Source organism: Crossiella sp. SN42, from assembly GCF_023897065.1.
Lineage (GTDB): Bacteria > Actinomycetota > Actinomycetes > Mycobacteriales > Pseudonocardiaceae > Crossiella.
Window position 1 is genome coordinate 104,445 of record NZ_JAMHIV010000024.1, and the last position, 26,922, is coordinate 131,366.

The following is a 26,922-nucleotide window of genomic DNA, read 5'->3' on the forward strand; positions in this document are numbered from 1 at the left end:
CTAATGTCGTGGCCCGACCCAGAACGATCACCGACCGCAGGCTGCTGGACGCCCTCGGCGTGGTGCTCGGCCGATCCGGACCCGCCTTCACCATCGCCGAGGTGGCCCGGCAGGCCGGGGTGGCGACCGGCACCGTGATGCAGCGTTTCGGCAGCAAGCACGGCCTGCTGCTGGCACTCAGCCGCGACCACCGGGCCGGGCAGGCCGCGGCGATCCGGGCGGCCGCGGCCGCCGCGGACAGTCCGCGGGAGGCGGTGCTGGCCGGCGCGCTGGTCGGCTACGAGTTCCTGGACAACGCCGAGCAGGCCGCCAACAACCTGGCGCAGCTGGGCGTGGACCTGGCCGATCCGGAACTGCGCGAGGAGCTGGCCCTCGGCTACGCCACGGTCAACGCCGAGCTGGCCGAGCTGCTGACCGCTGCCGCGCTGCCGGGCGCGCCCGCGCCGGAGATCGCCGCGCGGATCCTCGGCGCGCTGGCCTCCGGCGCCGCCATGCACTGGTCGGTCCGGCCACACGGACGTCTGGTGGACCGGGTCCGCGCGGACCTGGACGCCGTGCTCGCGGGCTGGTCGCGGCCCGCGCTGGGAGAGGAGTCGGAATGAGCAAACCGTTGGCAGGCAAGGTCGCTCTGGTCACGGGTGGCACCCGTGGCGCGGGGCGTGGGATCTCGGTGGAGCTGGGCGCGGCGGGAGCCACGGTGTACGTCACCGGGCGCAGCAGCCGGGCCACCGGACCCTCGCCGATGGGGCGGCCGGAGACCATCGAGGAGACCGCGGAGCTGGTCACCGCGGCAGGCGGGCTGGGCATCCCGGTGCGCTGCGACCACCTTGAGGAGTCCGATGTGGACACTCTGGTGGCCAGGATCCGGGACGGGCACGGGCGGATCGACGTGCTGGTCAACGACGTCTGGGGCGGCGACGGCTTCTCCGAGCACAAGCCGGTGTGGGAGCACGACCTCGGCAAGGGGCGGGCCATGCTGCGCAACGGCCTGGACACCCACCTGATCACCCTGCACAAGGCGCTGCCGCTGCTCATCGCGCAGCCGGGCGGCCTGCTGGTGGAGATCACCGACGGCGACGAGATGTTCAACCAGCGCTACCGCGAGGCGGTCTACTACGACCTGGTCAAGGCGGCCATCCTGCGCCTGGGCAAGGTCCTGCACCAGGAGCTGGCCCCGCACGGCGGCACCTCGGTCGCGCTCACCCCCGGCTTCCTGCGCTCGGAGGAGGTGCTCGCGCACTTCGGCGTCACCGAGGCCACCTGGCGGGAGGCGCTGGCCAAGGACGTGCACTTCGGCATCTCCGAGACCCCGCACTACCTCGGCCGCGCGGTGGCCGCGCTGGCCGCCGACCCGGACCGGGCGCGCTGGGGCGGGCAGTCGCTGTCCTCCTGGCAGCTGGCCAAGGCCTACGGCTTCACCGACGTGGACGGCTCCCGGCCGGACTGCGGCAGCTACTTCACCGACAACGTCTTCGCCGAGTCACCGCTGGGCAAGGACCCGGCCGAATACCGCTAGGCGTCGCCGGGGCGGGCCAGCCCGGTCTCGTAGGCCAGCACCACGGCCTGCACCCGGTCGCGCAGGTCCAGCTTGGCCAGGATGCGGCCCACGTGCGTCTTCACCGTCGCCTCGGACAGGAACAGCGTCTTGGCGATCTCCGCGTTGGACATGCCCTTGGCGATGAGCACCAGCACCTCGCGCTCCCGCTCGGTCAGCACGTCCAGCATGGTCGCATCGCGCAGCTGCCCGGAGTCCGCCGAACCGAGGAAGCGGTCCAGCAGCCGCCTGGTCACACTCGGCGAGACCACCGCGTCCCCGCTGGCCACCGCGCGCAAGGCGGAGACCAGGTCCGCCGGCGGGGTGTCCTTGAGCAGGAAGCCGCTCGCCCCGCCGCGCAACGCGGCCAGCACGTACTCGTCCAGGTCGAAGGTGGTCATCACGAGCACCTTCGACGTGCCCTCGGCGCTGATCCGCTTGGTCGCCTCCACCCCGTCCAGCACCGGCATGCGCACGTCCATCAGCACCACGTCCGGGCGCAGCTCGGCGGCCTTGCGCACGGCCTCAGCGCCGTCCCCCGCCTCCCCGACCACCTGGAGGTCCTCCTGCGCGTCGAGCACCATGCGGAACCCCATGCGCATCAGTTCCTGGTCGTCCACCAGCATCACCCGGATCACGCAGCGAGCTTAGAGGCAATGTCCACTCAGGACCCGACGGTTCGATTGGTCAGCGGCAACCGAGCGGAGACCTGCCACCCGCCACCCGGTCGCGGACCGGCCTCCAGCTCGCCGCCGAAGACGCTGGCCCGCTCCTGCATGCCGATCAGCCCGTTGCCGCCGGAGACCAGGCCCGAGCCGGCGCCGGGACCGCCGCCGCTGTCGAGCACCTGCACCCGGACCGCGTCCTCCTCGCGGTGCACCCGCACCACCGCCCGCACGCCCGCGCCGCCGTGCTTGATGGTGTTGGTCAGCGCCTCCTGCACGATCCGGTACACGCCGAGCCCGATGCCGGCCGGCAGGTCGTCCAGGTCGCCGCGCAGGTCCAGCTGCACCGGCAGGCCCACCGCGCGCACCTTCGCCACCAGCTCCTCGACCTGGCCCGCGCTGGGCTGCGGGGTCATCTCCGGGTCGTTCTCATCCGTGGTGCGCAGCACGCCGAGCAGCCTGCGCAGCTCGTTGAGGGCCTGCCTGCCGGTGGTGGAGATGGTCTTCAGCGAGCGCTCGGCCAGCTCCGGTTTGTCCTTGATCATGTAGGACGCGCCGTCGGCCTGGACCACGATCACGCTCACCGCGTGCGCCACCACGTCGTGCAGCTCGCGGGCGATCCTGGTGCGCTCGGCGGCCACCGCGATCTTGGCCTGCTGGTCCCGTTCCAGCTCCAGCAGCAGCAGTCGCTGCACCGCCTCCTCGTTCAGCGCCCTGCGGGCCGCGACCATCTCGCCGAGCAACCAGGCGAAGGCGGGCGCGGCGAACCAGCTGAACGCCGACCAGGCGGCCGGACCCGGCTCCGGGAAGCGGATCAGCACCACCACGTTGACCAGCAGGATGCAGAAGGCGAACGCGCCAGCCGAGCGGCGGGTGCCGTACACCGCGAGGGTGTAGAGCATGATCGGGATGCCCAGCTCGCCGACCCGGTAGTCCATGTCGGCCGGGTGCGTGAAGATCCGCAGGAACTCGGCGAAGACGATCAGCCCGCCGGCCACCAGCGGCTGGCGGCGGCGCACGATCAGGGGAACGGTGAGCAGCGCGCCGACCGAGTAGTAGTTCGTGTCGGTGACCACCCAGTTCGGGTTCTTGCCCAGCATGTCCAGCGTGGTGAGCAGGACGACCAGCGCCGTGTCGCCCACCAGGGGGTGGGCCCGCAGCCACAGGCTCAGTCTCCGCACCCGACGAGGGTAAACGCGGCCCGGCCGGGTGGCGTCGTACCGCAGGCGGAGATTCGCTACCCCTTGTGGATTACCGCCGGGCCCGCGCCGGAGCCGCCCTGCGTGCGACGATGCACCGGTGAACCCGGGGCCACTGTCCGCAGCCGTCGCCCACCTCTGCCAGCGGCTGACCCCGCAGGTCGGCTCGCGCACCGCGGCCGGGTTCGCCGAGGTGCTCCGGCGGCTGGGCGCCCCGCTCCAGGTTGCGGTCGCCGGCCGGATCAAGTCGGGTAAGTCCACGCTGGTCAACGCGCTGATCGGGCGGCGGGTGGCGCCCACCGACATCGGCGAGTGCACCCGGCTGGTCACCCGCTTCCACTACGGCACGGTGGACCGGGTCGAGGTGATCTTCACCGACGGCGGCAAGCAGGTGCTGCCCTTCGACGCCGACGGCATGATCCCGGCCAAGCTCGGCGTGGACCTGGACCGGGTCTCGCACCTGGAGGCCTACCTGACCAGCGCGGTGCTGCGGGACCTGACCGTGATCGACACCCCCGGCCTCGGCTCGCTGGACGCCGCCTCGGTGGCCCGCACCGAGTCCGAGCTGCTCGGCGAGCCCGGCCAGGCCGCCGACGAGCTGGACGAGGTCTCCCGCAACGCGGTGGTCGGCGCGGAGGCCGTGCTCTACGTGGTCACCCAGACCGTGCGCTCGGACGACCGGGCCGCGCTGGCCGCCTTCACCGCGGCCACCGCCAGCCGGGAGGCCGGTCCGGTGAACGCGATCGCGGTGCTGAACAAGGCCGACACCATCGTCCCGGAAACCGTGGCCGGCTCCGGCGGCGACCTGTGGAAGGCGGCCGAGCTGCTGGCCGCGCACCAGGCCGAGACGCTCAAGCCCAGGGTCGCCGACGTGCTGCCGATGATCGGCCTGCTCGCCGAGACCGCGGAGACCGGCGGCTTCACCGCGGCCGACGCCGAGGCGCTCAAACAGCTCGCCGCCCTGGACGAGACCACCCGCGCCACCATGCTGCTCTCCGCCGACCTGTTCACCAGCTGGGACACCCCGGTGCCGTCGGCCACCAGGGAACGCCTGCTCAGCTGCCTCGACCTGCACGGCATCAGCACCGCGCTGAACCTGCTCGCCGCCGACCCGGAACTGACCGCGGGCGCGCTGCGCCGTGGCCTGCTGGAGGCCTCCGGACTGGCCGCGGTCCGGGCCAAGCTGGACGTGGTGTTCAAGGCCCGCGCCGACGGCATCAAGGCCGCCGCCGCGCTGGCCTCGGTCACCGCGCTGGCCCGCGCCTCCGGCGACCCCGGCGAACGCCAGCGGGTGCACGACGCCATCGAGGTCCTGCTGGCCAAGCCGGAGGCGCACCAGCTCCGCCTGCTGGAAGCCCTCACCCTGGTCACCTCCGGCCAGGTGGCCATGCCCGCCGACCTGGCCGAGGAGGTGCTGCGGGTGGGCGGCTCGGCCAAACCCGACCAGCAGCTCGGCCTGCCCGGCCGCCCCCGCCAGGAACTGCTCGCCTTCGCGCTGGAACGGGCCGGGTGGTGGCGGGCCTTCGCCTCCTTCGGGGCCACTCCGGCGCAAAGCCGGGTGGCGCACGTGGTGCACCGCGCATACTTCCTGATCTGGCAGCAGCTCGGTGGAGGATCGAGATGACGACCGGGGGAACCGGACCGGTGGACGCCGCGTCGGAAGAGGTCATGTTCGACCCCGCACGCGGTGAGCGGAAGAAGCTCATCCAGCTGTGCCTCTACGCGCTCGACCGGGCCCGCAGCGCCGGTGTCGCGGAGCGGATCGTGGACGGACTGGCCGGGGTGGGGGTGACCCCGGTGCGGCCGGACGGGGAGCGCTTCGACCCGGCCGTGCACGAGGCGGGCGGCACCCAGCCCACCGACGACCCCGCGTTGGCCGGGCTGGTCGCCGAGACCGAGGTGGTGGGCTTCCTGGACCACGGACAGCCGGTGCGGCCGCCGGTGGTGACCGTGTACACGCTGCGCGAGGCCGCCGGGTGAACGCGCCGGTGACCTCGGGCGTGCCGCTGCCCAAGCTGGTGCGGCACACCGTCGGACGGCTGGTCGAACTGCTCAAGGAGGCCGATCCGGCCGCCGCCGAGTGGGTGGCCGCGGTGCGTGACGGGCGGCCCTCGGTGCCCTCGGTGGTGGTCGTCGGTGAGACCAACCGGGGGAAGAGCTCGCTGGTCAACGCGTTGCTGGCGGCGGAGAACCTGTCGCCGGTGGACGCGCACGTGGCCACCGCCAACTACCTGGTCTTCGCCCACGGCGAGGAGTGGGCCGCGCAAGCCTGCTATTCGGGACAGGTGCAGCCGGTGTCCTTCCCGGTGGAGCAGCTGCACCGCTGGGTGACCGTGACCGGGGAGCTGCCGGAGGGCCAGCTGCCGCCCCGCTTCGTCCGGGTCGAGGCGCCCATCCCGCTGCTGAGCCGGTTGACCGTGATCGACACCCCCGGGGTCGGCGGGCTGGACTCGATGCACGGCGAGCTGGCCGCCGAGGCCGCCGCCAACGCCACCGCGCTGCTGTTCGTGGTGGACGCCTCCGCCCCGCTGACCAGCGGCGAGCTGACCTTCCTCGCCCAAGCCGGCGAGCGGGTGGAGACGGTGCTGTTCGCGCTGACCAAGACCGACCAGTACCGGGGCTGGCGGCAGGTGCTGGAGGCCAACCGGGCACTGCTGGCCGAGCACGCGCCCCGGTTCGCCGGCGCGGTCTTCCACCCCGTCAGCGCCCGGATGTTCGGCCTGGCCAAGAACGCGCCCACGCCGGAGACCGCGGCGCTGTTGCGCGAGCAGTCCGGCATCGCGCCGTTGCAGACCGGCCTGCAGGAGCTGGTCGCCGCGCACGCGGCCATGCTGGCCGAGGCCAACACGCTGCGCGCGGCGGCCACCGCGCTGGCCGAGCAGACCGCGAAGCTGACCGCCGAGCAGCGCACCCTGAGCACCGGCGAGGACGAGGCCGAGTCGCTGCGGGCGCGCAAGGACGAGCTGGTCGCGCTGCGCCGCTCGGCCACCAGGGGCTGGCAGGTGCGGCTGCGCGGGGAGACCCAGCGGGCTCGGGTGGAGAGCTCGCACGAGGTGGCCAGGCAGATGCGGGACGTGCAGTCCTGGTTCCGCCGGGCCATCGACGCCGCCGACCGGGAGGGCCTGCAACGGCTGCCGCAGGAGCTGGACGCGGCGCTGCAACTGGTCTCCGGCCGGTTGAGCGACGGACTGGCCGCCCGGCTGGACGCGCTGGCCAAGGCGGTGCTGGCCGAGCTGTTCTCCCCGGACGAGCTCGATGTCATCCGGTCCCAGTTCGCCCGCGCCGGGCAGCCGCCGGTGCTGCTGCGCAGCCCGGACCGGCGCCCGCCCAACGCCGAGGACAAGCTGCTGGTGTTCATGGGCGTCTCCGGCGGGCTCGGCCTGGGCAAGGCCGCCGCGCTGCCGCTGGCCGGACTGGGCATCGCCGCCTCCAGCGCGCTGGTGCTGCCGGTGACCATCGTGCTCGGCCTCGGCGCGGGCTGGTGGCTGGCCCGCACCCGCAAGCACACCGCGGACAAGACCTACCTCAAGCAGTGGCTCACCGAGGTGGTCGCGGACGCCCGCTCCACCATGGAGCAGCTGGTCTCCGAGCAGCTGATCGAGGCCGAGCAGCAGCTGTCGCTGGCCATGGACGACGCGCTGGGCAGGCGGATCGGCGCGATCGAGGACGAGCTGCGCGAGGTGGACAAGGCGCTGCGGATGGACACCGCCGAACGCAACCGGCGGCTGCAGGCGGTCGGTAAACGGCTCGCCGAGGTCAAGGCGGGGCGGGCCCAGGCGGAGATGCTGCTGGGACGCATCCGTGATCAGCGGGACGCGGGTTGACAGGTTGTCACCATTTCGATCGGTTGCCGACTTGGCGATGGAACCGAACGGGCCTACCGTAAGTCGAAGTGGCAAGAAACGCCCAGCTTGCCCGCACCCCGGGTAGTCCAAGGGGGATCAGGTGTACATCGAGGAGACCGGCGCCACCGACGGTGACATCAAGGTGACCGTGGACGGTGAGGAGATGACCGTCGAGGCTGTCAGCGACAGCAACCAGGACGGGATCGACGACACGGCGGTGGTCGAGACCGACGACGGCTACCTCAGCTTCACCGACACCAACGGCGACGGCACCGCCGACGTCATGCGCACCCTCGACGACAAGGGCGCGGTGGTCAGCACCGCCCGCTTCGACTCCGCCAGCGGCGAGTGGGTCACCGAGGGGCAGCGCTCCAGCGCGGGCCCGCAGACCGCGGTGGGCACCGGGTCCGGGCTGATCGTGCACGGCCCCGACGGCGAGCAGCACCTGCAGGGCGAGCTGACCGACACCGACGGCGACGGCAAGGGCGACACCCTGGTGGTCACCGACGCCGACGGCGACACCGTGGTCTTCGCCGACATCGACGGCGACGGCGACGCCGACGTGGCCACCGAGATCACCGGCAGCGGCCAGGTGATCGTCAGCGAGCACCGGGGCAACGGCGAGTGGGTCGTGGTGCACGACGAGAGCCTCGGCGACACCATGGGCAGCGAACCGGCCCGGCTCTCCGACGCCGACTGGGAGGTCGAGACCGCCACGGACAAGGCGCCGCAGGGCAGCTTCCACGTGGACCCGGTCACCGGCGAGTGGGTCGACTCCACCGGCACCGGCGGCGGCATCGGTGGCGCGCAACAGCCCCGCTGGACATAGAACTCCGACCCGGAGTACCCCGGGTCACCCTGGCTAAAACCCGAATCAACCTCATCCGGATACCGGGTGGGGTTGATCTCTTTGTGGGACACGCCACCAGAGAGCGCTTGCTGAGCTGGGCGGGGCCGGAAACGTCACCCGTTCATCTCCGCGCCACAAGTGGCTGAATCGATCCCCTTATCGGTCTTGTGAGCGAGGCGACACTCCGGGTGTCGGCAGCGCCTGTTGGCTACCGCTAGCCTCAAAACAATCCCTTTCCACGCCACGCCCGGCGCCCCCGGGCGTAGCGTCGCTTTCTTCGCTCAGGCAGGAGACGCCATGACCGCACTGACCATCCCCGGTCTCGATCAGGCACCCACGACGCACGCGCGCCTGCTTTCCTGGGTTCGTGAGGTCGCGGAACTGACCGCGCCGGACGAGGTCGTCTGGGTCGACGGGTCGCCCGAGGAAGCTGAGCGCCTGAACCAGAAACTGGTCGACGCAGGCACCTTTGTGCGACTCCAGAACAAACCGAACTCGTTCTGGTGTGCCTCTGACCCCAATGACGTGGCCAGGGTGGAAGAGCGGACCTACATCTGTTCCGTTGACGAGGCCGACGCCGGTCCGACCAACAACTGGATGAATCCGGTCGAGATGAAGTCCATCATGACCGAGCTCTACCGCGGTTGCATGCGCGGCCGCACGATGTACGTCATTCCGTTCTGCATGGGCCCGCTCAGCGCGGAAAAGCCCATGCTGGGCGTGGAAATCACCGACTCCGAATACGTCGTTGCGTCCATGGGCATCATGACCCGCATGGGCAGCAAAGCGTTGGCGCTCTTCGGTGACGACGCCGACTACGTGCCCTGCCTGCACTCGGTCGGCGCGCCGCTGGAGCCCGGCCAGCAGGACGTGCCGTGGCCCTGCAACGACACCAAGTACATCACCCACTTCCCGGAGACCCGCGAGATCTGGAGCTTCGGCTCCGGCTACGGCGGCAACGCGTTGCTGGGCAAGAAGTGCTACTCGCTGCGCATCGCCTCCACGATCGCGCGCGAAGAGGGCTGGCTGGCCGAGCACATGCTGATCCTCAAGCTGACCTCGCCGGAGCAGAAGGTCCACTACATCGCCGCGGCGTTCCCCTCGGCCTGTGGCAAGACCAACCTGGCCATGCTGGAGCCGACCATCCCCGGCTGGAAGGTCGAGACCCTCGGCGACGACATCGCCTGGATGCGCTTCGGTGAGGACGGCCGCCTGTACGCGGTGAACCCGGAGGCCGGCTTCTTCGGCGTCGCGCCCGGCACCAACTGGAAGACCAACCCGAACGCCATGCGCACCATCGAGCGCGGCAACTCGGTGTTCACCAACGTCGCGCTCACCGACGACGGCGACATCTGGTGGGAGGGCATGGAGAACACGCCCGCGCACGCCACCTCGTGGAAGAAGCAGGACTGGACCCCGGCCGACGGTGAGAACGGGGTGCTCAGCTCGCACGCCAACTCCCGTTACTGCACGCCGATGTCGCAGTGCCCGGTGCTCGCGCCGGAGTGGGACGACCCCAACGGCGTGCCGATCTCGGCGATCTTCTTCGGCGGCCGCCGCGGCACCACCATCCCGCTGGTGAACGAGGCCCGCGACTGGCAGCACGGCGTGTTCATGGGCGCCACCCTCTCCAGCGAGAAGACCGCGGCCGCCGCGGGCAAGGTCGGCGACGTGCGCCGCGACCCGATGGCCATGCTGCCCTTCATCGGCTACCACGCCGGTGACTACTTCGCGCACTGGATCTCCGTCGGCAAGAACGCCGACTCGGTGAAGCTGCCGAAGATCTTCTACGTGAACTGGTTCCGCCGGGGCGACGACAAGCGCTTCCTGTGGCCCGGATTCGGCGAGAACGGCCGCATCCTGAAGTGGGCCATCGAGCGCATCGAGGGCAAGGCCGCGGCCCAGGAGACCCCGATCGGCCACGTGCCGACCGCGGACGACCTGGACCTGTCCGGACTGGACGCGCCGAGGGCCGACATCGAGGCCGCGCTGGCCGTGGATGTGGACGAATGGCGGGCCGAACTGCCGCTCATCGAGGAGTGGTTCACTCAGATCGGTGACAAGCTGCCCAGCTCGCTGCGTGACGAGCTGGAGGCGCTCAAGCAGCGTCTTGCCTGATCAGCCTCACGCACCAGAGCTCGGGGCCCGGTGGCCAGCGTCGTCCGCCGGGCCCCGAGCCTGGTTTGTGTGACCCTGTGGCAAGGGACACAGTGAAGTGCATGCCCGAACGTCCTGGTCCCGCCACTCGCGCCCGCAGGGTGTGTGCCGTGCTGCGCACCCTGCGCAAGGCCAACCGCCTCACCCTGCATCAGGTCGCGATCGCCCTCGGCGTCTCGGTGACCAAGGTGCAACGCATGGAGACCGGGCGGCGCGGCCTGCACGTCGACGACGTGAACGCCCTGCTCACCCTGTACCAGGTGCCCGCGCAGCAGCGGGCCGAGCTGCTCGCCCAGGTGGGCGCGGCGGCCAACCCCGGCTGGTGGCAGGCCCCCGGCTCGCGGCTGCCCGCCGACCTGCGCCAGCTGATCGGCCTTGAGGACGAGGCCGCGGTGGTGCGCGACTACGAGCTGGCCATGGTGCCCAGCCTGCTGCAGACCGCCGAGTACGCCAGGTCCGCGCTGGGCGGCATGGACCACCGGCTGCACGAGCCCGATCTGGGCCGCCAGGTCGCGGCCACCATGACCAGGCAGATGGTGCTGGCCAGGCCCACCCCGCCGAACCTGCACTGCGTGGTGGAGGAGAGCGCGTTGCAGCGGCCGATCGGCGGGCCAGGGGTGCTGGCCCGCCAGTTGCAGGCGCTGTGCGTGCTGGCGGAGCGGCCCAACGTCACCCTGCGGGTGCTGCCCGGCAGCCGGGGCGCGCATCCCGGACTGCGCGGGTCGATGACCATCCTGGAGTTCGCCGACGCGCCCACCCTGGTGTGCGTGCCCACGGCGGGCACGCACACCTTCCTGCAGACCGCGGCCGAGGTGGACCGGGCGCGGGAGGCCTGGGCGGTGCTGGAGCACCTGGCCCTGCCACCGGCGGAGTCGGCACACCTGCTGGGCGGGTACGCCGGTGAGCTGGCCCGCGCTAGCTGATCGCCGGGAACGGCGGCCGTGGCTTGGCCGCCGGGTCCGGCATGGGCTCGCCCGCGCAGGTGCTGCCGTTGGCGGGCAGGGCGCCGGTGGTCAGGTAGGCGCTGACCCTGGCGTCCACGCAGGCGTTGCCGCGCAGGTACATCCAGTGGTCGCCCTCGTCGGCGACCACCAGCATCGGCGAGCCCTTGGGCAGCACCCGCTGGGCCCGCTGGGCGCCCTCGATCGGGGTCTGCGGGTCGCGCACGGAGTTCACCAGCAGCATCGGCGGCAGGCCGCGGCCGGTGACCTCGGGCAGGCGGAACTCGGGGCGCTGCCAGGACATGCACTGCTGCACGATCTTCTGCCAGCCCATCAGCGGATACCTGCGGCCCAGTCGCTCGGACTCGGCGATGGTCCCGGCCCGGCCGCCGCGGTAGGGCGTGTCGTTGCAGACGATGGACAACGCGGTGCCGGTCTGGCTGTCCGGGTCCGGGGTGAGGATGTCCTGTCCTGGCGCGGACTCCGCCGCCGGGCCGCCCTCGCTGAGCCGCTTGAGCAGGGCCAGGTTCGCCGCGGCGCCGGGGAAGTAGTCCTGCTGCCCCTGGGCGCCGACGATCACCATGTCGAGGTCCGCGCCGCCCAGCAGTCTTCCTTGCACCTCAACGGGTTTCGCGGCCAGCCGGGCCCGCACGGTCTCGTACGTCGCGCCCGTCTCGGCCGCGGTGCGGCCCCAGCCGTAGCGGTCGTGGTGCCGGGCCAGCCAGGGCAGGAAGTCGGTGCGGAACCGGCGTTCCATGGCACGGGCCTGGTCGTTGAGCAGCTGCTGCCAGGTCGCGGTGACATCGGGGACCGAGTCCAGCACGAACCGGCCCACCCGGTGCGGGAAGTAGGTGGCGTAGAACGGGCCGAGCCAGGCGCCGCCGGACACCCCGTAATAGTTGATCTTGTGTTCGCCGAGCAGGTGGCGCAGCAGGTCGAGGTCGTGCGCGGTCTGCTCGGTGTTGACGTGCTTGCCCAGTTCGCTGTTCTGGCAGTCGCGGGCGATGGCGTCGTTGACCGCCAGGAACTTCGCCAGGTTGGCCGGGCTGCGGTCCCGCCAGTCCGGCAGCGGCGAGGGCGCGGTGGGCCGGCAGCTGACCTGGCTGCTGCCGCCGGTGCCGCGCACGTCGATGCCGTAGACGTCGTGGCTGGCCAGCACCGCCTGCTGGCCGGCGGCCAGGAAGTTCAGCGGGAAGGACCGGCCCGCCTCGCCCGGTCCGCCGGGGTTGGTGAACAGCACACCCTGGCGGAGGCCGGTGGCGCGCAGCCGGGTGATCGCCACGGTGATGTCCTTGCCCTCGCGCGGGCGGCGCCAGTTCGTCGGCGCGGTGTAGCCGGCGCATTCCAGCGCGGTGCCGCCCGGTGGCAGGCCGGGTGGCGGGTTGGCCTGGTCGAAGCAGGGTTTCCAGTCCAGGCGCTGGGTGAGGTAGCGGCTCGGGGTGGACTCGGTGGCGAAGGCGGCCGCGGGCGCGGCGAGCAGCGCGGCGGCCACCGCCAGCACGGTTGCCTTGCGTCTCAAGGACATCTGGCTTCCCCCTCAGGAAGTCTGCCGTGGGCGAGGAAGGCCTCGACCGTGGTGTTCACGCACGGGTTGCCGAGGTAGAGGCCGTGATCGCCACCGGCGACGACCAGCAGCCGGGAGCCGGGCAGGCGCTGTTGCAGGCGGCGCGCGCCCTCGATCGGCGTCTTCGGGTCCTGTTCGGACTGCACGATCAGCATCGGCGGCAGGCCGTGGCCGGTGACCCGGACGACCGGCAGGTCCGGCCGCTGCCAGCCGAGGCAGTCGTTGACCACCTGGGCCCAGCCGTAGAGCGGGTACCGCTGGCCCAGCCGGGCCGAGTCGGTCACCAGCGAGGCCCTGGTGAACCGGGATGGCGTGTCGTTGCAGCGGATCGCGGTGTAGACCGCGCCGTAGCTGGCCGGGTCCGGGTTGAGGATGTCCGAGCCGGGCGGCGCGGCCAGCGGGGCGGCCTGCCCCTTGTCCAGCGCGGCCAGCTGACCGGCCAGGCCGGGGAAGGCGGCGGCGTGGCCGAGGCCGCCGAGAATGATCGCGTCCAGCACGGCCCCGTTGATCCCGTTGACCGGAGCCGTTGCCAGGCGGGCACGCAATCCCTCGTACCGGGCATGTGCGGCGGCCGGGGTCTGGCCCCAGCCGTAGGTCGCGTGCCGTTGCGCCAGCCAGGGCAGGAAGCCCTCGCGGAACCGGCGCTCGTAGGCCATCGGCAGCGTGGCCTGGGTGCTCTCCCAGCTGCCGGTGGCGTCCATCGCCGAGTCCAGCGCGAACCGGCCGGTCCGGTGCGGGAACAGGGTGGCGTAGTGCGTGGCCAGCCAGGTCCCGGCGGAGATGCCGAGGAAGTTGATCTTCCGCTGGCCGAGCAGGTGGCGCAGCAGGTCCAGGTCGCGGGCGGTCTGCGCGGTGGTGGTGGTCGCCGCCCGCTCGCCGAGGAAGACCTGGCAGTCGCGGATGATCCGCTCGGCCTGGTCCTGCAGGGCGGTCAGGTTGGCCGGGGTGCGGTCCCTCGGGTCCAGCGGCAGTTCTGGTGCCGCCGCGGCCGGTGGCCCGCAGCGGACCGGTGAGCTGGCGCCGGTGCCGCGCGGGTCGATGCCGATGAGGTCGAAGCGCTCGGCGAGCTCGGTGCGGCGGGACAGCGACAGCGGCAGCCTGCGGCCGGGCGCGCCCGGTCCGCCGGGGTTGGTGAACAGCACGCCTGCCGCCGGGCCGGTGGCCCTGATCCGGCTCACCGCGATGCTGATCGTCTGGTGCCCCGGGCGGTGCCAGTCCAGCGGGGCCTGGAACTCCGCGCACTCCAGGCGCTCGAAGTTCGCCGGTGGGTTCGGTGGCGGGTTCGCCGGATCGAAGCAGGGACGCCAGGACAGCTGCTGGCGGGTCAGCGGATCGGCCTTGGCGAGGGCCGGAGTTGTTGCCAGGGAAAGGAAAACCGTGCTGAGCAAGACAAGCCCGATGGTGCGGTTCTTGGTGCGGTGCTGGGTGTACACCCGTGCTCCCCTCAGTGCGCCTGTTGGTCACGCTAAGGAAAAACGGTGGAGCGCGCAGTGAACCTGGACCACACTCAGGGCGTCTTCAGGGGAGTACGTAAGGGGAAAATCAGCGAGAAGTAGGGAGGTGTGCCATGGCCGGGCTGGCGATGCTCGTGCTTGCTGTGGCCGCCGTGGTGATGGTTCTGCTGGCGCAGCAGGGGGAACGTCCGGGGGCGGAGCTGGACGCGCGCACCCATGAGCGCCTGCCCACCGGGTCAGGCCGGTAGCTCGGCCTGACCGCCGATGCCGCGGACGGTCTTGGAGACCGGCTTGTTCGTCTCGGCGAAACAGGTGCCGACGGTGTAGCCCTCCGACCAGTCGCGTTCGGAGGGCACCCGCCAGCTGGTCGCCACGTCCGGGCGGCCCTCCGGCGCCAGCAGGTAGTCGATGACCACCTGCTTGCAGTGCTTGTCCATGGTCGAGTGCAGCTGCTCGGCCGACGGGATCTTGTCGCTGCTCTTGCCCAGGTTCTTCACCGAGGGCAGCGCCTCACCCACGTGCGGCTGGTCGCACGGCACGCCGACCAGCGTCTCCGCCTTCGACGGCGAACCGGCCGTGCACAGCTGGTAGGCCCAGAAGTCCTTCTTCAGCGCGTCCTTGAGCGAACCGGTGCGGCTGACCGGCGCGCCGTCCGGGCCGACCTCGACCACGGTGCAGATCACGTAGTGCTGCCCGGTGGCCCACAGCGCCTTGTCCGGCCAGATCGCGCCCACCCGCAGCCTGCTGGCCGGGGCGGCCTCGCTGCCCATGTACTCGGTGAGCTTCTCCGCGCACCGCGGGATCGAGCTGGCCAGCAGGGTCGAGTCGTCGGGGTAGGCCTTGGGCAGGTGCTGCGGCAGCGTCTCCAGCCAGGTCACCTCGGCCTCGTGCGAGCGCGCGCAGGGCACCCGGCCCAGCACCTTGGCGTCGAAGCACTCGCCGACACCGGGCAGCTTCTCCTCCGGCGGCGCGGTCAGCTTCGTGGTCGGCCGCACCGGCACCACCCCGCTCACCGAGGCCGGCTCGCCGGCCACGGTCGCGCCGGTGGTGCAGCCGGCGGCCAGCAACGCGGACAGCGTGAGCGCCAGTGCTGCCCTCCGCATGCTCGCCTCCCTCGCTGACCGTGATCGTGCGGCTACCGTGCCGTACGGCTGGTGCGCTGTTGGTCACGATTCGGGCACTTCGAACACAGGGTTTTCCTGCTGCCCGATGACGACCATTGCCCCACATGCCTAACATCCGCGACACATCCGCGCCCGGCAAGGTCACCGTAGCGGTGGCAGGCCCGCGGGGGAGGACAACGGAGGAGTTCGATGCCGTCTGGTTCGTCACCACCGGTCTCTGCGCGCCCCAGCGGGCTGCGCTGGAACTGGTGGAACCTGCTGCTCGTGGTGCCGCTGCTGATGCTGGTCACCCCGATGATCAACTTTGATGAGCCGCGGCTGCTCGGCCTGCCGTTCTTCTACTGGTCGCAGTTCGCCTTCGTGCCGCTGGGCGTGGTCTGCGTCGGGCTGGTCTACCTCAAGACCAGGGACGAGCCGGTGGTCACGGACGCGCCGGACCGCCTCGACGTGGACCGGCTGGACGAGGGGGACAAGGCGTGAGCGAGATCCAGTGGCCCCAGCTGATCGTCTTCGCGGTGCTGTTCCTGCTGGTGACGGTGCTCGGGTTCGTGGCATCCAAGTGGAAGGCCGGTGACACCCTCGACCACCTCGACGAGTGGGGCCTTGGCGGCCGCAAGTTCGGCTCCTGGATCACCTGGTTCCTGGTCGGCGGCGACCTCTACACCGCCTACACCTTCGTCGCGGTGCCTGCACTGATCTTCGGCGCGGGCGCGATGGGCTTCTTCGCGCTGCCCTACACGGTGATCCTGTACCCGCTGGTGTTCCTGCCGCTGCTGCGCATGTGGTCGGTGTCCAGGGTGCACGGCTACGTGACCCCGGCCGACTTCGTCCGCGGCCGCTACGGCTCGCGCATCCTGGCCCTGCTGATCGCGGTCACCGGCATCATCGCCACCATGCCCTACATCGCGTTGCAGCTGGTGGGGCTGGAAGCGGTGCTGCGCACCATGGGCTTCAACGGCAGCGGCCTGCTCGGGCACCTGCCGCTGTTCATCGGCTTCCTGATCCTGGCCGTCTACACCTACCAGTCCGGCCTGCGCGCCCCGGCGCTGATCGCCTTCGTCAAGGACACGTTGATCTACATCGTGATCCTGGTCGCGGTCATCTACCTGCCCGCCAAGCTGGGCGGCTGGACCACCATCTTCGAGCGCTCCTCCGAGCTGCTGTCCCAGCCGGGGGCCAACGGCCAGCCCAAGGGCTCGCTGCTGCTGAACCCGAACAACCAGCTCCAGTACGCCACCCTGGCGCTGGGCTCGGCGCTGGCGCTGTTCCTCTACCCGCACTCGCTGACCGGCATCCTGGCCTCCAGGGGCCGCAACGTGATCAAGAAGAACATGGTCGCGCTGCCCGCCTACTCGCTGCTGCTGGGCCTGCTGGCGCTGCTCGGCTACGTGGCGCTGACCGCGGGCACCAAGCCGCTGATGAACAACGCCACCGGGCGGCCGGACTCCAACACCATCGTGCCGGTGCTCTTCGACCAGCAGTTCCCCGGCTGGTTCGCCGGTATCGCCTTCGCCGCGATCGGCATCGGCGCGCTGGTCCCGGCCGCGATCATGTCCATCGCCGCGGCCAACCTATGGACCCGCAACATCTACAAGGAGTACCTGAAGAAGGACGCCTCGCCGAAGCAGGAGGCGCAGCAGGCCAAGCTGGCCTCGCTGGTGGTCAAGTTCGGCGCGGTCGCCTTCATCGTCTTCGTCGACCCGCAGTACTCCATCGACCTGCAGCTGATCGGCGGCGTGATCATCCTGCAGACGCTGCCCGCGGTGGCGATCGCGCTCTACACCCGCTGGTTCCACGTGTATGGCCTGGTCGCGGGCTGGATCGCCGGTATGGGCTACGGCTTCTACCTGCTCTACCAGATCCCGAACCCGGCGGCGGGCCGCGCGCACTTCGGCGGTTCCGCGCTGACCCTGGACAAGCTGTCCCTGCTCGGCTGGGAGCCCTTCGCCGGGTCCAAGGTGCAGATCTACGTCGGGTTCGTCGCGCTGCTGGTGAACCTGGTGGTCGCGGTGGTCGGCACGATCATCGCCAGGCAGCTCAAGGTGCTCAACGGCACCGATGAAACCAAGGGCGAGGACTACCACGCCGACGAGGGCGACCCCTCGCTCAAGGCGGTCGCCGCGCACTGACGCGGGAAGGTGAGGTTCCCCGGTCCGCCAGGGCCGGGGAACCCCGCTCGCCACATCAGCTCGTCGACCTCGCACAGCACCGACCCCGCGGTGCCGGGGGCCAGCTCCGGCGCCCCGGCCACCTGCCGGGTCCCGGCCGGTCCCGGCCCGCCGCGCAGCACCAGCGGCGAGTCGACCCTGGCCCGCCGCCACAGCGCGCCCAGCCGCTCCCCGGTCAGCTCAGCCGCCGACCCGTGCCCGGCCACCACGTCCCACAGCGGCCGCCGCCTGCTCAGCTCCCCGGCCAGCCAGCGCTCCTGCCCCGCCCCCAGCAGCGACCCGGTCTGCCGGTACTGCTGGGTGTCCACCAGCCGCAGCGCCAGCAACCGCCCCCAGCGCAGGCTCCGGTAGATCGGCATCCGCCCGCCGTCCGGCCGCGAGGCCGCCCGCAGCGGCTGGTGCTCGTAGTAGGCCCGGCAGGCCGCCACCCACTCCCCGGCCAGCTCGCCAGGCCCCCACACCGACACCTGCGGCGCACTCGCCCGGGCCAGCTGCGCGGCCGGGGTGAGCAGGCTCATCGCCCGCTCCCGAGGGTCACCGCCGGCCGTCCGGTGCTCGCCGAGCCGGAGCACCAGGTCGGCTGGCTGCGGCAGGGCGTCGCCGCTGGTCACGGCCAGCCGCAGCGGTTCCAGCGCGACCGGGTGCGGCGCGGTCCGGGTGCGCCCGGTCAGCGAGAGGTGCCTGCCGTGCCGGAAGCGGAAGAAGTACTCGGTGCTCGGTTCGAGGCCGTCCACCTCGACGTGCACGCTGTGCCCCCACTCGGGCAGCGCGTCCGTCTCGCCCGCACGCACCACCCTGGTGCCCGCCGGATCGGCGCTGAGCTGCCACCGCACGGTCAGCGGGAGGTCCGGGGCGCCGGTCAGCCGGGTCCAGAGCACCACCGAGTCCGGTTCGGGGTCACCGGAGGCCACGCCGAGGGTGAACGGGTCCTGTCGCACCTTAGGCAGGTAATCAGGCATGGACGTCCACCGCGTGGCGGCAAGGTGCCATTGGAGTGAATCTAGTGTTTGAATCGACGGCGTGGATCGAGCCGTACTGACTGACACCGTCCGCTCGCGGTGGGACAACGATGTCCTGACGAGCCTGTCCGAACTGGTCTCCGTGCCCGCGATCTCGCCGGCCTTCGACCCCGACTGGGCCCGCAACGGCCACCTGGACGCCGCCATCGAGCACGTCCGCCGCTGGCTGGTCGAGCGCGCGCTACCCGGCGCCACCGTGGACGTGGTGCGGCTGGCGGACCGGACCCCCGTGCTGCTGCTCGACCTGCCGGCGCAGCCCGGTTTCGAGGACGCGGGCACCGCGCTGCTCTACGGGCACCTGGACAAGCAGCCGCCGGTGGGTGGCTGGTCCGAGGGGCTCGGCCCGTGGACGCCGGTGCTGCGGGACGGCCGCCTCTACGGCCGGGGCTCGGCCGATGACGGCTACGCCGGCTACGCCGCGGTCACCGCGATCGAGGGCCTGCTGGCCGCCGGTGGCGCGCACGGGCGCTGCGTGGTGCTGCTGGAGACCGGCGAGGAGTCCGGCAGCCCCGACCTGCCCGCCTACCTGGAGCACCTGCGCGACCGGCTGGGCGAGGTGTCGCTGGTGGTCTGCCTGGACTCCGGCGCGGCCGACTACGAGCGGATGTGGCTGACCACCTCGCTGCGCGGCCTGGTGCAGACCCAGGTGACCGTGCGCGTGCTGGAGTCCGGCCAGCACTCCGGCTCGGCCAGCGGGGTGGTGCCCAGCTCCTTCCGCGTGCTGCGCCAGCTGCTGGACCGGCTGGAGGACTCGGCCACCGGCAAGGTGCTGCTGCCCGAGCTGAGCGCGGACATCCCGGCGGAGCGGGTGCGGGAGGCCGAGGAGGCCCTCGCCGTGCTGCCCGGCCTGCTGCTGCGGCTGTTCCCGCTGATGCCGGGCATGCGCACGGTGACAGAGGACGAGCTGGAGCTGGAGCTCAACCGCACCTGGCGGCCGACGCTGTCGGTCATCGGCGCGGACGGCCTGCCGGTGCCGGACGATGCGGGCAACGTGCTGCGCCCGCACACCACGCTGATGCTCGGCTTCCGGTTGCCGCCCACCGCGGACTCGGCCGCCGCGCTGGCCGCGGTGCGCCGCGCGCTGACCACCGACGTGCCCTACGGCGCCCAGGTGGAGCTGGCCAAGGTGGAGGCGGCCGACGGCTGGAACGCGCCGAGCCTGCGGCCCTGGCTGCGCGAGGCCCTGGACACCGCGGGCGAGCAGGTCTTCGGCACCGGCTGGAAGGCCACCGGCGAGGGCGGCTCCATCCCGTTCATGGGCCTGCTGCACGAGGCGTACCCGCAGGCGCAGTTCGTGGTCACCGGCGCACTGGGCGCGGACAGCAACGCGCACGTGCCCGATGAGTCCCTGCACCTGGACTACGCCCGCCGGATCACCGAGGCGATCTCCTACGTGCTGGACGCGCACGCCCGCTCCGGCAAGTGAGTTGTCAGGCCCGGATCGCTCCGGCGGTCCGGGCCTGCCGGCGGCCTGGTTCCACAGCAGGGTGCCGCCCCAGCTGACCAGCACGCCGAGCACCAGGCTGCCCAGCGGCAGCGGCGCGGCCAGCACGTCCCCGGTGCGCAGCGAAGGTGGTCGAGCCCACCACGTCGGCCGGGCGGTCCGCGGGCGACTCGCCCGAACGGCCCAGCACGCTCACCTCGCGGTACTCACCGTAGAACAGCGAACGCGGGATGACGGTGGCGCTGGAGTCCACGCAGACCAGGGCCCGGCTCCGGGATCAGTTTGATGCGACGAGCGCGCTTCCGTGGATAGTCCGTGAACATCCGGCTGATCGCCTCGTCGTATTCGCCGTAGTCGAATTCCTCCATTCCGTCCTCAGTCACCGGGAAACCGCCGCCGAGATCCACGTAGGTCAGTTCGGGGAAGAAGTCGGACAGTTCCAGGGCGCGTGCCCCGCTCTGCGTCATCGGGCGCGAAGCCGCACGCCATGGCGAGCTTGAGGTGTCGCGCCGAGTTCACGAAGATCCCCATGCCGGGACCGCGCAGCAGCTTGAGCAGCTCGGGGTTGTTGTTCACCATCGAGGTGACAAGGGGTGCCGTACTGGCTGACGGCAGCCGAGATCGCTCTCTCGTCCATGGCGGGATGCGGCCCTTTCGAGGGGAGCTGCTCGAGATATCGGCGGAGAATTTTTGTAGCAGCGCGGGGAATAGGAATACCCGCTTGGCGGAGTGCTCAGCCGGTGAGCCGTAACGCCGTTAGCCCAGGTAGCGCAGCCCGCATAGTCATGGACCCGTAACCAGCCACCTGCTGTGCTACCGGCCATCCGGATGGCAGGATGCGCAGAACTTGCCCGGAAACTGACTACGAGGAGTGACACCGTGGCCCGTCGACCAAGACACCAGGTGCTCGCCCTGCTGCCGGTGGCAGCCCTGCTGCTCGCCGCGACCGCGTGTGGCGGCGGTGGCGGCGCCACGGCCAACGGTGTGCCGCTGGTCGAGGCAGGGAAGCTCAAGACCTGCACGCACCTGCCGTACGAGCCCTTCCAGTTCAAGGAGGGCAACGAGGTCGTCGGCTTCGACGTCGACCTGGTGAACCTGGTGGCCAAGGACCTGGGCGTCAAGCAGGAGATCGTGGACGGTCCGTTCGACACGATCGCCTCCGGCCAGGACCTCAACATCAACAAGTGCGATGTGGCCGCCGCGGGCATGACCATCACGGACACCCGCAAGCAGAACTTCGACTTCTCCGACCCGTACTTCCTGGCCACCCAGGCGCTGCTGGTCAAGAAGGGCTCCGGCATCACCAGCCTGGAGTCGCTCAAGGGCAAGAAGATGGGCGTGCAGGCCGACACCACCGGCAAGGTCTACGCGGAGAAGAACGCCGCGCCCGCCGGTGTGGAGCTGGTCACCTTCGAGGACCTCGGCCTGCTGCTGGAGTCGGTGAAGAACGGTTCGGTCGCCGCGGGCATCAACGACGACTTCGTGCTCAAGGACTACGCCCGCAAGAACCCGGACACCGAGATGACCGCGGCGTTCAACACCAACGAGAACTACGGCATCGGCGTCCGCAAGGGCAACGACGTGCTGCTGAAGAAGGTCAACGAGGTGCTGGCCAAGGCCAAGAGCGACGGCACCTACGCGAACCTCTACGAGAAGTGGTTCAAGGAGAAGCCGAAGCAGGGCTGATCCGACCGTCCGGGGCCGGTGCGAGATCCGCACCGGCCCTGTCTGTTTGCCAGGAGCTTGTGTATGTCAGGAAAGACCGGCCTCAGCCGGAGACAGCGCGCCCGGTTGTTCCGGGGCATCCAGTACGGCCTGCTCGTCGTCGTGCTCGTGGTGATGGCCTTCCTCGCCAACTGGGAGAAGATCGTCACCTCGTTCTTCGACTTCGAGGTCGCGGCGCAGCTGTTCCCGAACATCATCGTCATCGCGCTGAAGAACACCATCGTCTACACCGCGCTGGGCTTCGCCTTCGGCATCGTCGTGGGTGTCATCCTCGCGCTGATGCGGCTGTCCTCGGTCGGCCCGTACCGGTGGATCGCCACCCTCTACATCGAGTTCTTCCGCGGCCTGCCCGCGCTGCTGGTCTTCCTCGCGGTCGGCTTCGGCATCCCCACCGCGTTCGGGATGAACGTCGACCGCATGCTGATCATCACCCTGGCGCTGGGCATCGTGGCCTCGGCCTACATGGCCGAGACCATCCGCGCCGGCATCAAGGCGGTGCCCAAGGGGCAGGTGGAGGCGGCCCGTTCGCTGGGCATGTCGCCGACCAGGACGCTGGTCACCGTGGTCATCCCGCAGGCCTTCCGGATCATCCTGCCGCCGCTGACCAACGAGCTGATCATGCTGGTCAAGGACTCCTCGCTGGTGTTCTTCATCGGTTCCACGCTGGAGCAGCAGGAGCTCGCCCAGTTCGGCCGTCAGGCGCTGAGCCAGTACAAGAGCATGACGCCGTTCGTGGTGGCCGGCCTCTGCTACCTGATCATCACCATCCCGCTGTCGATCTTGCAGCAGCGGTTGGAACGCAAGGCGAACGCCACCGCGAAGGGGGGTCAGTGATGGCCGGGCTGGCGATGGTCGAGGTGACCCAGCTGCACAAGAGCTTCGGGCCGCTGGAGGTGCTCAAGGGCATCGACGTGTCGGTCTCCCGCGGCGAGGTGGTGTGCGTGATCGGGCCGTCCGGCTCGGGCAAGTCCACCCTGCTGCGCTGCGTGAACCTGCTGGAGCAGCCCACCTCGGGCAGGGTCGTGGTCAACGGGGTCGAGCTGACCGACGAGGACTGCGACCTGGACGGCGCCCGGGTCAAGATCGGCATGGTCTTCCAGTCGTTCAACCTGTTCTCGCACCTGAGCGTGCTGGACAACCTCACCGTGGCGCAGCGCAAGGTGCTCAAGCGCGGCAAGGCCGAGGCCCAGCGGATCGCGCGGGCGAACCTGGACCGGGTCGGGCTCTCGGACAAGGTCAACGCGATGCCCGCGCAGCTCTCCGGCGGTCAGCAGCAGCGGGTGGCCATCGCCCGCGCGCTGTCGATGAACCCGGACCTGATGCTCTTCGACGAGCCCACCTCCGCGCTGGACCCGGAGCTGGTCGGCGATGTGCTCGGGGTGATGCGGCAGCTGGCCGACGAGGGCATGACCATGCTGGTGGTCACGCACGAGATGCAGTTCGCCCGTGAGGTGGCCGACCGGGTGCTGTTCATGGACGGCGGTTACGTGGTCGAGGAGGGCCCGGCCGAGCAGGTGATCGGCAACCCGCAGCAGGAGCGCACCCAGACCTTCCTGGCGCGCGTGCTCGACCCCACCCACCAGGGGCGCACAGAAGCCTGAACGGACCACGGCGCGGCCGTCATACTGTCTACTGTGGACAGTATGACGGCCGCGCCGCCGTGTGTGGATGAACCTGTGGAATCTGTGGACAAGTGATCTTGCGTCCTGTGGATGGAGAAGGCATGACCGACCTCGCGCTGGCCGTTGACGTGGGCGGGACCAAGATCGCCGCCGGTCTGGTGGACGGTTCCGGCGCGCTGCTGCGCACCGCGCGACGGCCCACGCCGGCGCATGACCGCGAGGCGGCCTGGGAGGCGGTGCGGGCCGTGGTGGACGAGGTGTTGTCCGGGGCGGAAGGTGTTGCGGTGCGCGGGATCGGGGTCGGCTGCGCCGGTCCGGTGGACACCACCAGGGGCACGGTCAGCCCGATCAACATCAACGGCTGGCAGGACTTCCCGCTGCGCGACCGGCTCGGCGACCTGCTGCCCGGCCTGCCGGTGGAGCTGGCCGTGGACGGGGCGTGCACCGCGCTCGGCGAGCACTGGGCCGGGGCCGGGCGGGGCGCGGACTTCATGCTCGGCATGGTGGTCTCCACCGGCGTCGGCGGCGGCCTGGTGCTCGGCGGGCGGCCTTTCGGCGGCCGCACCGGCAACGCCGGCCACATCGGCCACGTGGTGGTCGAGCCGGACGGCCACCCGTGCACCTGCGGCGGCCGCGGCTGCGTGGAGACCGTGGCCGGCGGCCCGCACCTGTCCCGCTGGGCCCGCGAGCAGGGCTGGACCGGGCCGGACACGGTCGCGCTGGCCGCGGACGCGCGCGCCGGGAACGAGCTGGCGCTGGCCGCCTTCGAGCGCGGCGGGCACGCGGTCGGCCTGGCCATCGCGGCCGCGGCGGCCGTGTGCGACCTGGACCTGGTGGTCATCGGCGGCGGCGTGGCCGCGGTCGGACCGCTGCTGTTCGACCCGATCCGGCGCTGCCTGGACACCCACGCGGGCCTGTCGTTCCTGGCCGGGCTGCGGGTGGTGCCTGCTCAGCTGGGTGGGGACGCCGGGCTGGTGGGGGCGGCGGCGCTGCTCAGGCGCTGACGCCGTCGACCTGGGAGGGCCGCCAGCTGTTGCCCTGCACCAGGTTGCCGAAGCCCAGCCAGACCAGGTTCATCAGCCGCGCGGACATCGCCTTGGGGGTCTCCTCCGGGTGGTCCAGCCACCAGTCGGCCAGCGACTCGCCCGCGCCGACCAGTCCGGCGGCCAGCGGCTCGGTCTGACCCTCGGCGAAGGAGCCCACGCCCTGGGCCTGCGCCGCGTGCTCCAGCAGCAGCCCGATCACCGAGATGGCGCGCTTGCGGCCTGCGGTCAGCTCGGCGGCGAACGGCTCGCCCTGGGTGCCTGCCTGCCGGTGCAGCACCCGCCAGGAGTCCCGGTTCGCCTCGACGAAGGCGAAGAAGCCCTGGATGCCGCGCCACAGCTGCTCGCGCGGCGGCAGGCTCTCGTCCACCACGCCCGCGATGGCCTCCACCAGCCTGGTCGCCTCCCGCTGGATGCAGGCGGCGAACAGCTCCTCCTTGGCGCCCAGGTAGGCGTAGATCATCGGCTTGGAGATCCCGGCCACCTCGGAGATCTCGTCCATGGACGCGGCGTGGTACCCGCGCTGGGAGAACACCGCGACCGCGGCGTCCAGGATCTGGCGTTCCCGGACCGCCCTGGGCAGTCTTTTCGCGCGCGCGGGACGGTCGCCGTTGGACTCAGCGCGGTTATCGGTCATTGGCACCCCCGTTGACGTAGCAGGAAGGGTACTCTTGTCAGCGAACCTACTCGAAAGTAGAGTTACTGCTCAGTAGGTAAGCGGGAGGTTTCCATGACGAACAGCGACCCGATCGCTGCCCTGAGCACGGTTGATCCCAAGAAGATCAGCAAGGAGGAGTTCGTCTCGCTCCTCTCCGCCGCCTCGGAAGTGGCCAGCAGTGGCGAGGCCGTCGACCTCAGCTCGATCGACCCGCACTCCTTCGCCCGCCTCATCTCCCGGGCCTCCAAGGACCAGATCGAGGCCGTGATGGCCCGCCCCGAGCTGCGGGTCCGGGTGCTGGATGAGGTCTTCCGCCGGATGGAAGTGCACTTCAAGGCGGAGAAGGCCGGTTCGGCCAGGGCGGTCGTGCACTGGCGGATCGCCAGCGGCGAGGACTACGAGCGCTACGAGACGGTCATCGCCGACGGCGCCTGCTCGGTGAACAAGGAGAACAAGGCCGAGCCGAGGGTGACCGTGACCCTCTCGCCAGCCGAGTTCCTCAAGCTCGCCTCCGGCAACGGCTCCGCCCCGGTGATGTTCATGACCGGAAAGATCAAGGTCAAGGGCGACCTCGGTTTCGCCGCGGGCCTTTCGAACCTGTTCAGCATCCCCAAGGCGTGAGGGAGAACCGCCCGTGACCTTCTCACTGGAACTGAACGAGGAACAGCGCGACCTCCGTGACTGGGTGCACGGGTTCGCCGCCGACTCCGTTCGGCCAGCCGCCGCCGAATGGGACGAGCGGGAGGAGACGCCCTGGCCGCTGATCCAGGAGGCGGCCAAGATCGGGCTGTACAACTTCGAGTCGCTGGCCACCTTCTACGCCGACCCCACCGGGCTCTCCCTGCCGATCGTGCTGGAGGAGCTGTTCTGGGGCGACGCGGGCATCGGCCTGGCGATCTTCGGCACGAACCTGGCGGTCGCCGGGATCTTCGCCGCGGGCACGCCGGAGCAGTTCGTGGAGTGGGTCCCGCAGTGCTTCGGTGACGTGGACGACCCCAAGGTGGCCGCGTTCTGCTCCTCCGAACCGGAAGCGGGCTCGGACGTCTCGGCCATGCGCACCCGCGCGGTCTACGACGAGGCCAAGGACGAGTGGGTGCTCAACGGCCAGAAGGCCTGGGCCACCAACGGCGGCATCGCCAACGTGCACGTGGTGCAGGCCGTGGTGGACAAGGAGCTGGGCTCCAGGGGCCAGGCCGCGTTCATCGTGCCGCCCGGCACCAAGGGCCTGGTGGCCACCAAGAAGATCAAGAAGCACGGCCTGCGCGCCTCGCACACCGCCGATGTCTTCCTGGACGACGTGCGGGTGCCCGGCAGCTGCCTGCTGGGCGGCAAGGACAAGCTGGACGAGAAGCTGGCCAAGGCCCGCGAGGGCAAGAAGGCCGGCGCCCAGGCCGCGATGAAGACCTTCGAGCTGACCCGCCCGCCGGTGGGCGCGATGGCCATCGGCATCGCCAGGGCGGCGTATGAGTACGCGCTGGACTACGCCAAGCAGCGGGTCACCTTCGGCCGCCCGATCATCGAGAACCAGTCCATCGCCTTCACCCTGGCCGACATGAAGATGGAGATCGACGCGGCCCGCCTGCTGGTCTGGCGCGCGGCCTGGATGGGCCGCAACGAGGCCAAGTTCGACGCGGCCGAGGGCTCGATGTCCAAGCTGAAGGCCGGTGAGGTCGCGGTCTGGGCCACCGAGCGCGCGATCCAGATCCTGGGCGGCAACGGCTACACCCGCGAGCACCCGGTGGAGCGCTGGCACCGGGACAGCAAGATCTTCACCATCTTCGAGGGCACCAGCGAGATCCAGCGCCTGGTCATCTCCAGGGCGATCTCCGGCATGCACATCCGCTAGACCCCGGCCGGGAGGACGTGGCCCCCTCCCAGGCCGAAACCACGAAGCCCGGCTTCCCGGCAGG

Annotated in this window: 26 protein-coding genes; 18 read left to right on the forward strand and 8 right to left on the reverse strand. The window is 70.9% G+C overall.

What is annotated here, in order from left to right; translation table 11 throughout:
- Positions 1-8: 8 nt before the first annotated feature.
- Together M8C13_RS27645 and M8C13_RS27650 are read left to right on the forward strand one after the other, a co-directional pair.
- Complete coding sequence (locus M8C13_RS27645; RefSeq protein ID WP_252483633.1) at positions 9-602, forward strand: TetR/AcrR family transcriptional regulator; 594 nt, start codon at positions 9-11, stop codon at positions 600-602.
- Positions 599-1,516, forward strand: coding sequence for an SDR family oxidoreductase (locus M8C13_RS27650; protein WP_252483634.1), 918 nt, complete (start codon positions 599-601; stop codon positions 1,514-1,516). Before M8C13_RS27645 ends, M8C13_RS27650 begins: the two co-directional genes overlap by 4 nt.
- Here the strand turns inward: M8C13_RS27650 and M8C13_RS27655 are convergent.
- Both M8C13_RS27655 and M8C13_RS27660 read right to left on the reverse strand, forming a co-directional pair.
- Entirely contained in the window at positions 1,513-2,172 is a 660-nt protein-coding gene (locus tag M8C13_RS27655) for a response regulator transcription factor (protein ID WP_252483635.1), read from the reverse strand. The genes M8C13_RS27650 and M8C13_RS27655 overlap by 4 nt on opposite strands.
- Positions 2,173-2,198: 26 nt before the next feature.
- Positions 2,199-3,380, reverse strand: a complete 1,182-nt coding sequence (locus M8C13_RS27660) for a sensor histidine kinase (RefSeq protein WP_252483636.1) — start codon at positions 3,378-3,380, stop codon at positions 2,199-2,201.
- Between the two features lie 118 nt (positions 3,381-3,498).
- On the opposite strand from M8C13_RS27660, the gene M8C13_RS27665 reads away from it, so the two are divergent.
- The 6 genes from M8C13_RS27665 (at position 3,499) to M8C13_RS27690 (ending at position 11,173) form a co-directional block, all read left to right on the forward strand.
- Entirely contained in the window at positions 3,499-5,022 is a 1,524-nt protein-coding gene (locus M8C13_RS27665) for a dynamin family protein (protein WP_252483637.1), read from the forward strand.
- Entirely contained in the window at positions 4,980-5,378 is a 399-nt protein-coding gene (gene grpE, locus M8C13_RS27670) for a nucleotide exchange factor GrpE (protein ID WP_374213175.1), read from the forward strand. Before M8C13_RS27665 ends, grpE begins: the two co-directional genes overlap by 43 nt.
- Positions 5,375-7,222, forward strand: coding sequence for a dynamin family protein (locus M8C13_RS27675; protein ID WP_252483638.1), 1,848 nt, complete (start codon positions 5,375-5,377; stop codon positions 7,220-7,222). The genes grpE and M8C13_RS27675 overlap by 4 nt, the downstream gene beginning before the upstream one ends.
- 121 nt (positions 7,223-7,343) lie before the next feature.
- Entirely contained in the window at positions 7,344-8,072 is a 729-nt protein-coding gene (locus M8C13_RS27680; RefSeq protein ID WP_252483639.1) for a hypothetical protein, read from the forward strand.
- A gap of 318 nt (positions 8,073-8,390) precedes the next feature.
- Positions 8,391-10,211 (forward strand): phosphoenolpyruvate carboxykinase (GTP), encoded by a 1,821-nt coding sequence (locus M8C13_RS27685; RefSeq protein ID WP_252483640.1) that lies wholly within the window; start codon positions 8,391-8,393, stop codon positions 10,209-10,211.
- A 101-nt stretch (positions 10,212-10,312) separates the two neighbouring features.
- Entirely contained in the window at positions 10,313-11,173 is an 861-nt protein-coding gene (locus tag M8C13_RS27690) for a helix-turn-helix transcriptional regulator (RefSeq protein ID WP_252483641.1), read from the forward strand.
- On the opposite strand, the gene M8C13_RS27695 is transcribed toward M8C13_RS27690, so the two are convergent.
- The gene (locus M8C13_RS27695) at positions 11,166-12,716 is read right to left on the reverse strand and encodes an alpha/beta hydrolase (RefSeq protein ID WP_252483642.1); all 1,551 of its coding nucleotides are present in this window, start codon (positions 12,714-12,716) and stop codon (positions 11,166-11,168) included. The two genes, M8C13_RS27690 and M8C13_RS27695, sit on opposite strands and share 8 nt — an antisense overlap.
- Positions 12,707-14,188, reverse strand: a complete 1,482-nt coding sequence (locus M8C13_RS27700; RefSeq protein ID WP_252483643.1) for an alpha/beta hydrolase — start codon at positions 14,186-14,188, stop codon at positions 12,707-12,709. Before M8C13_RS27700 ends, M8C13_RS27695 begins: the two co-directional genes overlap by 10 nt.
- A 134-nt stretch (positions 14,189-14,322) precedes the next feature.
- Here M8C13_RS27700 and M8C13_RS44700 point away from each other — a divergent pair, with 134 nt between their 5' ends.
- Positions 14,323-14,457 carry a hypothetical protein gene (locus tag M8C13_RS44700; RefSeq protein WP_256509777.1) on the forward strand — a complete coding sequence of 45 codons (135 nt, stop codon included), beginning with the start codon at positions 14,323-14,325 and terminating at the stop codon, positions 14,455-14,457.
- Here M8C13_RS44700 and M8C13_RS27705 read toward each other — a convergent pair.
- Positions 14,446-15,312 carry a septum formation family protein gene (locus tag M8C13_RS27705; RefSeq protein WP_252483644.1) on the reverse strand — a complete coding sequence of 289 codons (867 nt, stop codon included), beginning with the start codon at positions 15,310-15,312 and terminating at the stop codon, positions 14,446-14,448. The genes M8C13_RS44700 and M8C13_RS27705 overlap by 12 nt on opposite strands.
- Positions 15,313-15,522: 210 nt before the next feature.
- On the opposite strand from M8C13_RS27705, the gene M8C13_RS27710 reads away from it, so the two are divergent.
- Entirely contained in the window at positions 15,523-15,813 is a 291-nt protein-coding gene (locus M8C13_RS27710; RefSeq protein WP_252483645.1) for a DUF3311 domain-containing protein, read from the forward strand.
- Complete coding sequence (mctP, locus tag M8C13_RS27715; RefSeq protein WP_252483646.1) at positions 15,810-17,462, forward strand: monocarboxylate uptake permease MctP; 1,653 nt, start codon at positions 15,810-15,812, stop codon at positions 17,460-17,462. Before M8C13_RS27710 ends, mctP begins: the two co-directional genes overlap by 4 nt.
- Here mctP and M8C13_RS27720 read toward each other — a convergent pair.
- Entirely contained in the window at positions 17,411-18,439 is a 1,029-nt protein-coding gene (locus M8C13_RS27720; protein WP_252483647.1) for a PhoD-like phosphatase N-terminal domain-containing protein, read from the reverse strand. The two genes, mctP and M8C13_RS27720, sit on opposite strands and share 52 nt — an antisense overlap.
- Before the next feature lie 82 nt (positions 18,440-18,521).
- Here M8C13_RS27720 and M8C13_RS27725 point away from each other — a divergent pair, with 82 nt between their 5' ends.
- Positions 18,522-19,946 (forward strand): M20/M25/M40 family metallo-hydrolase, encoded by a 1,425-nt coding sequence (locus tag M8C13_RS27725; RefSeq protein WP_374213170.1) that lies wholly within the window; start codon positions 18,522-18,524, stop codon positions 19,944-19,946.
- 224 nt (positions 19,947-20,170) lie between these two features.
- Here M8C13_RS27725 and M8C13_RS27730 read toward each other — a convergent pair whose 3' ends face one another.
- On the reverse strand, positions 20,171-20,431 hold the full coding sequence (locus M8C13_RS27730; RefSeq protein WP_252483648.1) for a hypothetical protein: 261 nt from the start codon (positions 20,429-20,431) through the stop codon (positions 20,171-20,173).
- 412 nt (positions 20,432-20,843) lie between these two features.
- On the opposite strand from M8C13_RS27730, the gene M8C13_RS27735 reads away from it, so the two are divergent.
- From M8C13_RS27735 to M8C13_RS27750, 4 genes are all read left to right on the forward strand, one after another.
- Positions 20,844-21,650: a transporter substrate-binding domain-containing protein gene (locus M8C13_RS27735; protein WP_252483649.1), complete on the forward strand. Its 807-nt coding sequence runs from the start codon at positions 20,844-20,846 to the stop codon at positions 21,648-21,650.
- Positions 21,651-21,713: 63 nt separating this feature from the next.
- Positions 21,714-22,523 carry an amino acid ABC transporter permease gene (locus tag M8C13_RS27740; protein ID WP_252483650.1) on the forward strand — a complete coding sequence of 270 codons (810 nt, stop codon included), beginning with the start codon at positions 21,714-21,716 and terminating at the stop codon, positions 22,521-22,523.
- Positions 22,523-23,290: an amino acid ABC transporter ATP-binding protein gene (locus M8C13_RS27745; protein WP_305884010.1), complete on the forward strand. Its 768-nt coding sequence runs from the start codon at positions 22,523-22,525 to the stop codon at positions 23,288-23,290. Before M8C13_RS27740 ends, M8C13_RS27745 begins: the two co-directional genes overlap by 1 nt.
- A 122-nt stretch (positions 23,291-23,412) precedes the next feature.
- Positions 23,413-24,315 (forward strand): ROK family protein, encoded by a 903-nt coding sequence (locus M8C13_RS27750; protein WP_252483651.1) that lies wholly within the window; start codon positions 23,413-23,415, stop codon positions 24,313-24,315.
- Here the strand turns inward: M8C13_RS27750 and M8C13_RS27755 are convergent.
- A complete protein-coding gene (locus M8C13_RS27755) occupies positions 24,305-24,991 on the reverse strand; it encodes a TetR/AcrR family transcriptional regulator (RefSeq protein WP_252483652.1) in 687 nt (228 codons plus the stop codon). The genes M8C13_RS27750 and M8C13_RS27755 overlap by 11 nt on opposite strands.
- 93 nt (positions 24,992-25,084) lie before the next feature.
- On the opposite strand from M8C13_RS27755, the gene M8C13_RS27760 reads away from it, so the two are divergent.
- Positions 25,085-25,633, forward strand: a complete 549-nt coding sequence (locus M8C13_RS27760) for an SCP2 sterol-binding domain-containing protein (RefSeq protein ID WP_252483653.1) — start codon at positions 25,085-25,087, stop codon at positions 25,631-25,633.
- A gap of 13 nt (positions 25,634-25,646) precedes the next feature.
- The gene (locus M8C13_RS27765; RefSeq protein WP_252483654.1) at positions 25,647-26,858 is read left to right on the forward strand and encodes an acyl-CoA dehydrogenase family protein; all 1,212 of its coding nucleotides are present in this window, start codon (positions 25,647-25,649) and stop codon (positions 26,856-26,858) included.
- Positions 26,859-26,922 lie beyond the last annotated feature (64 nt).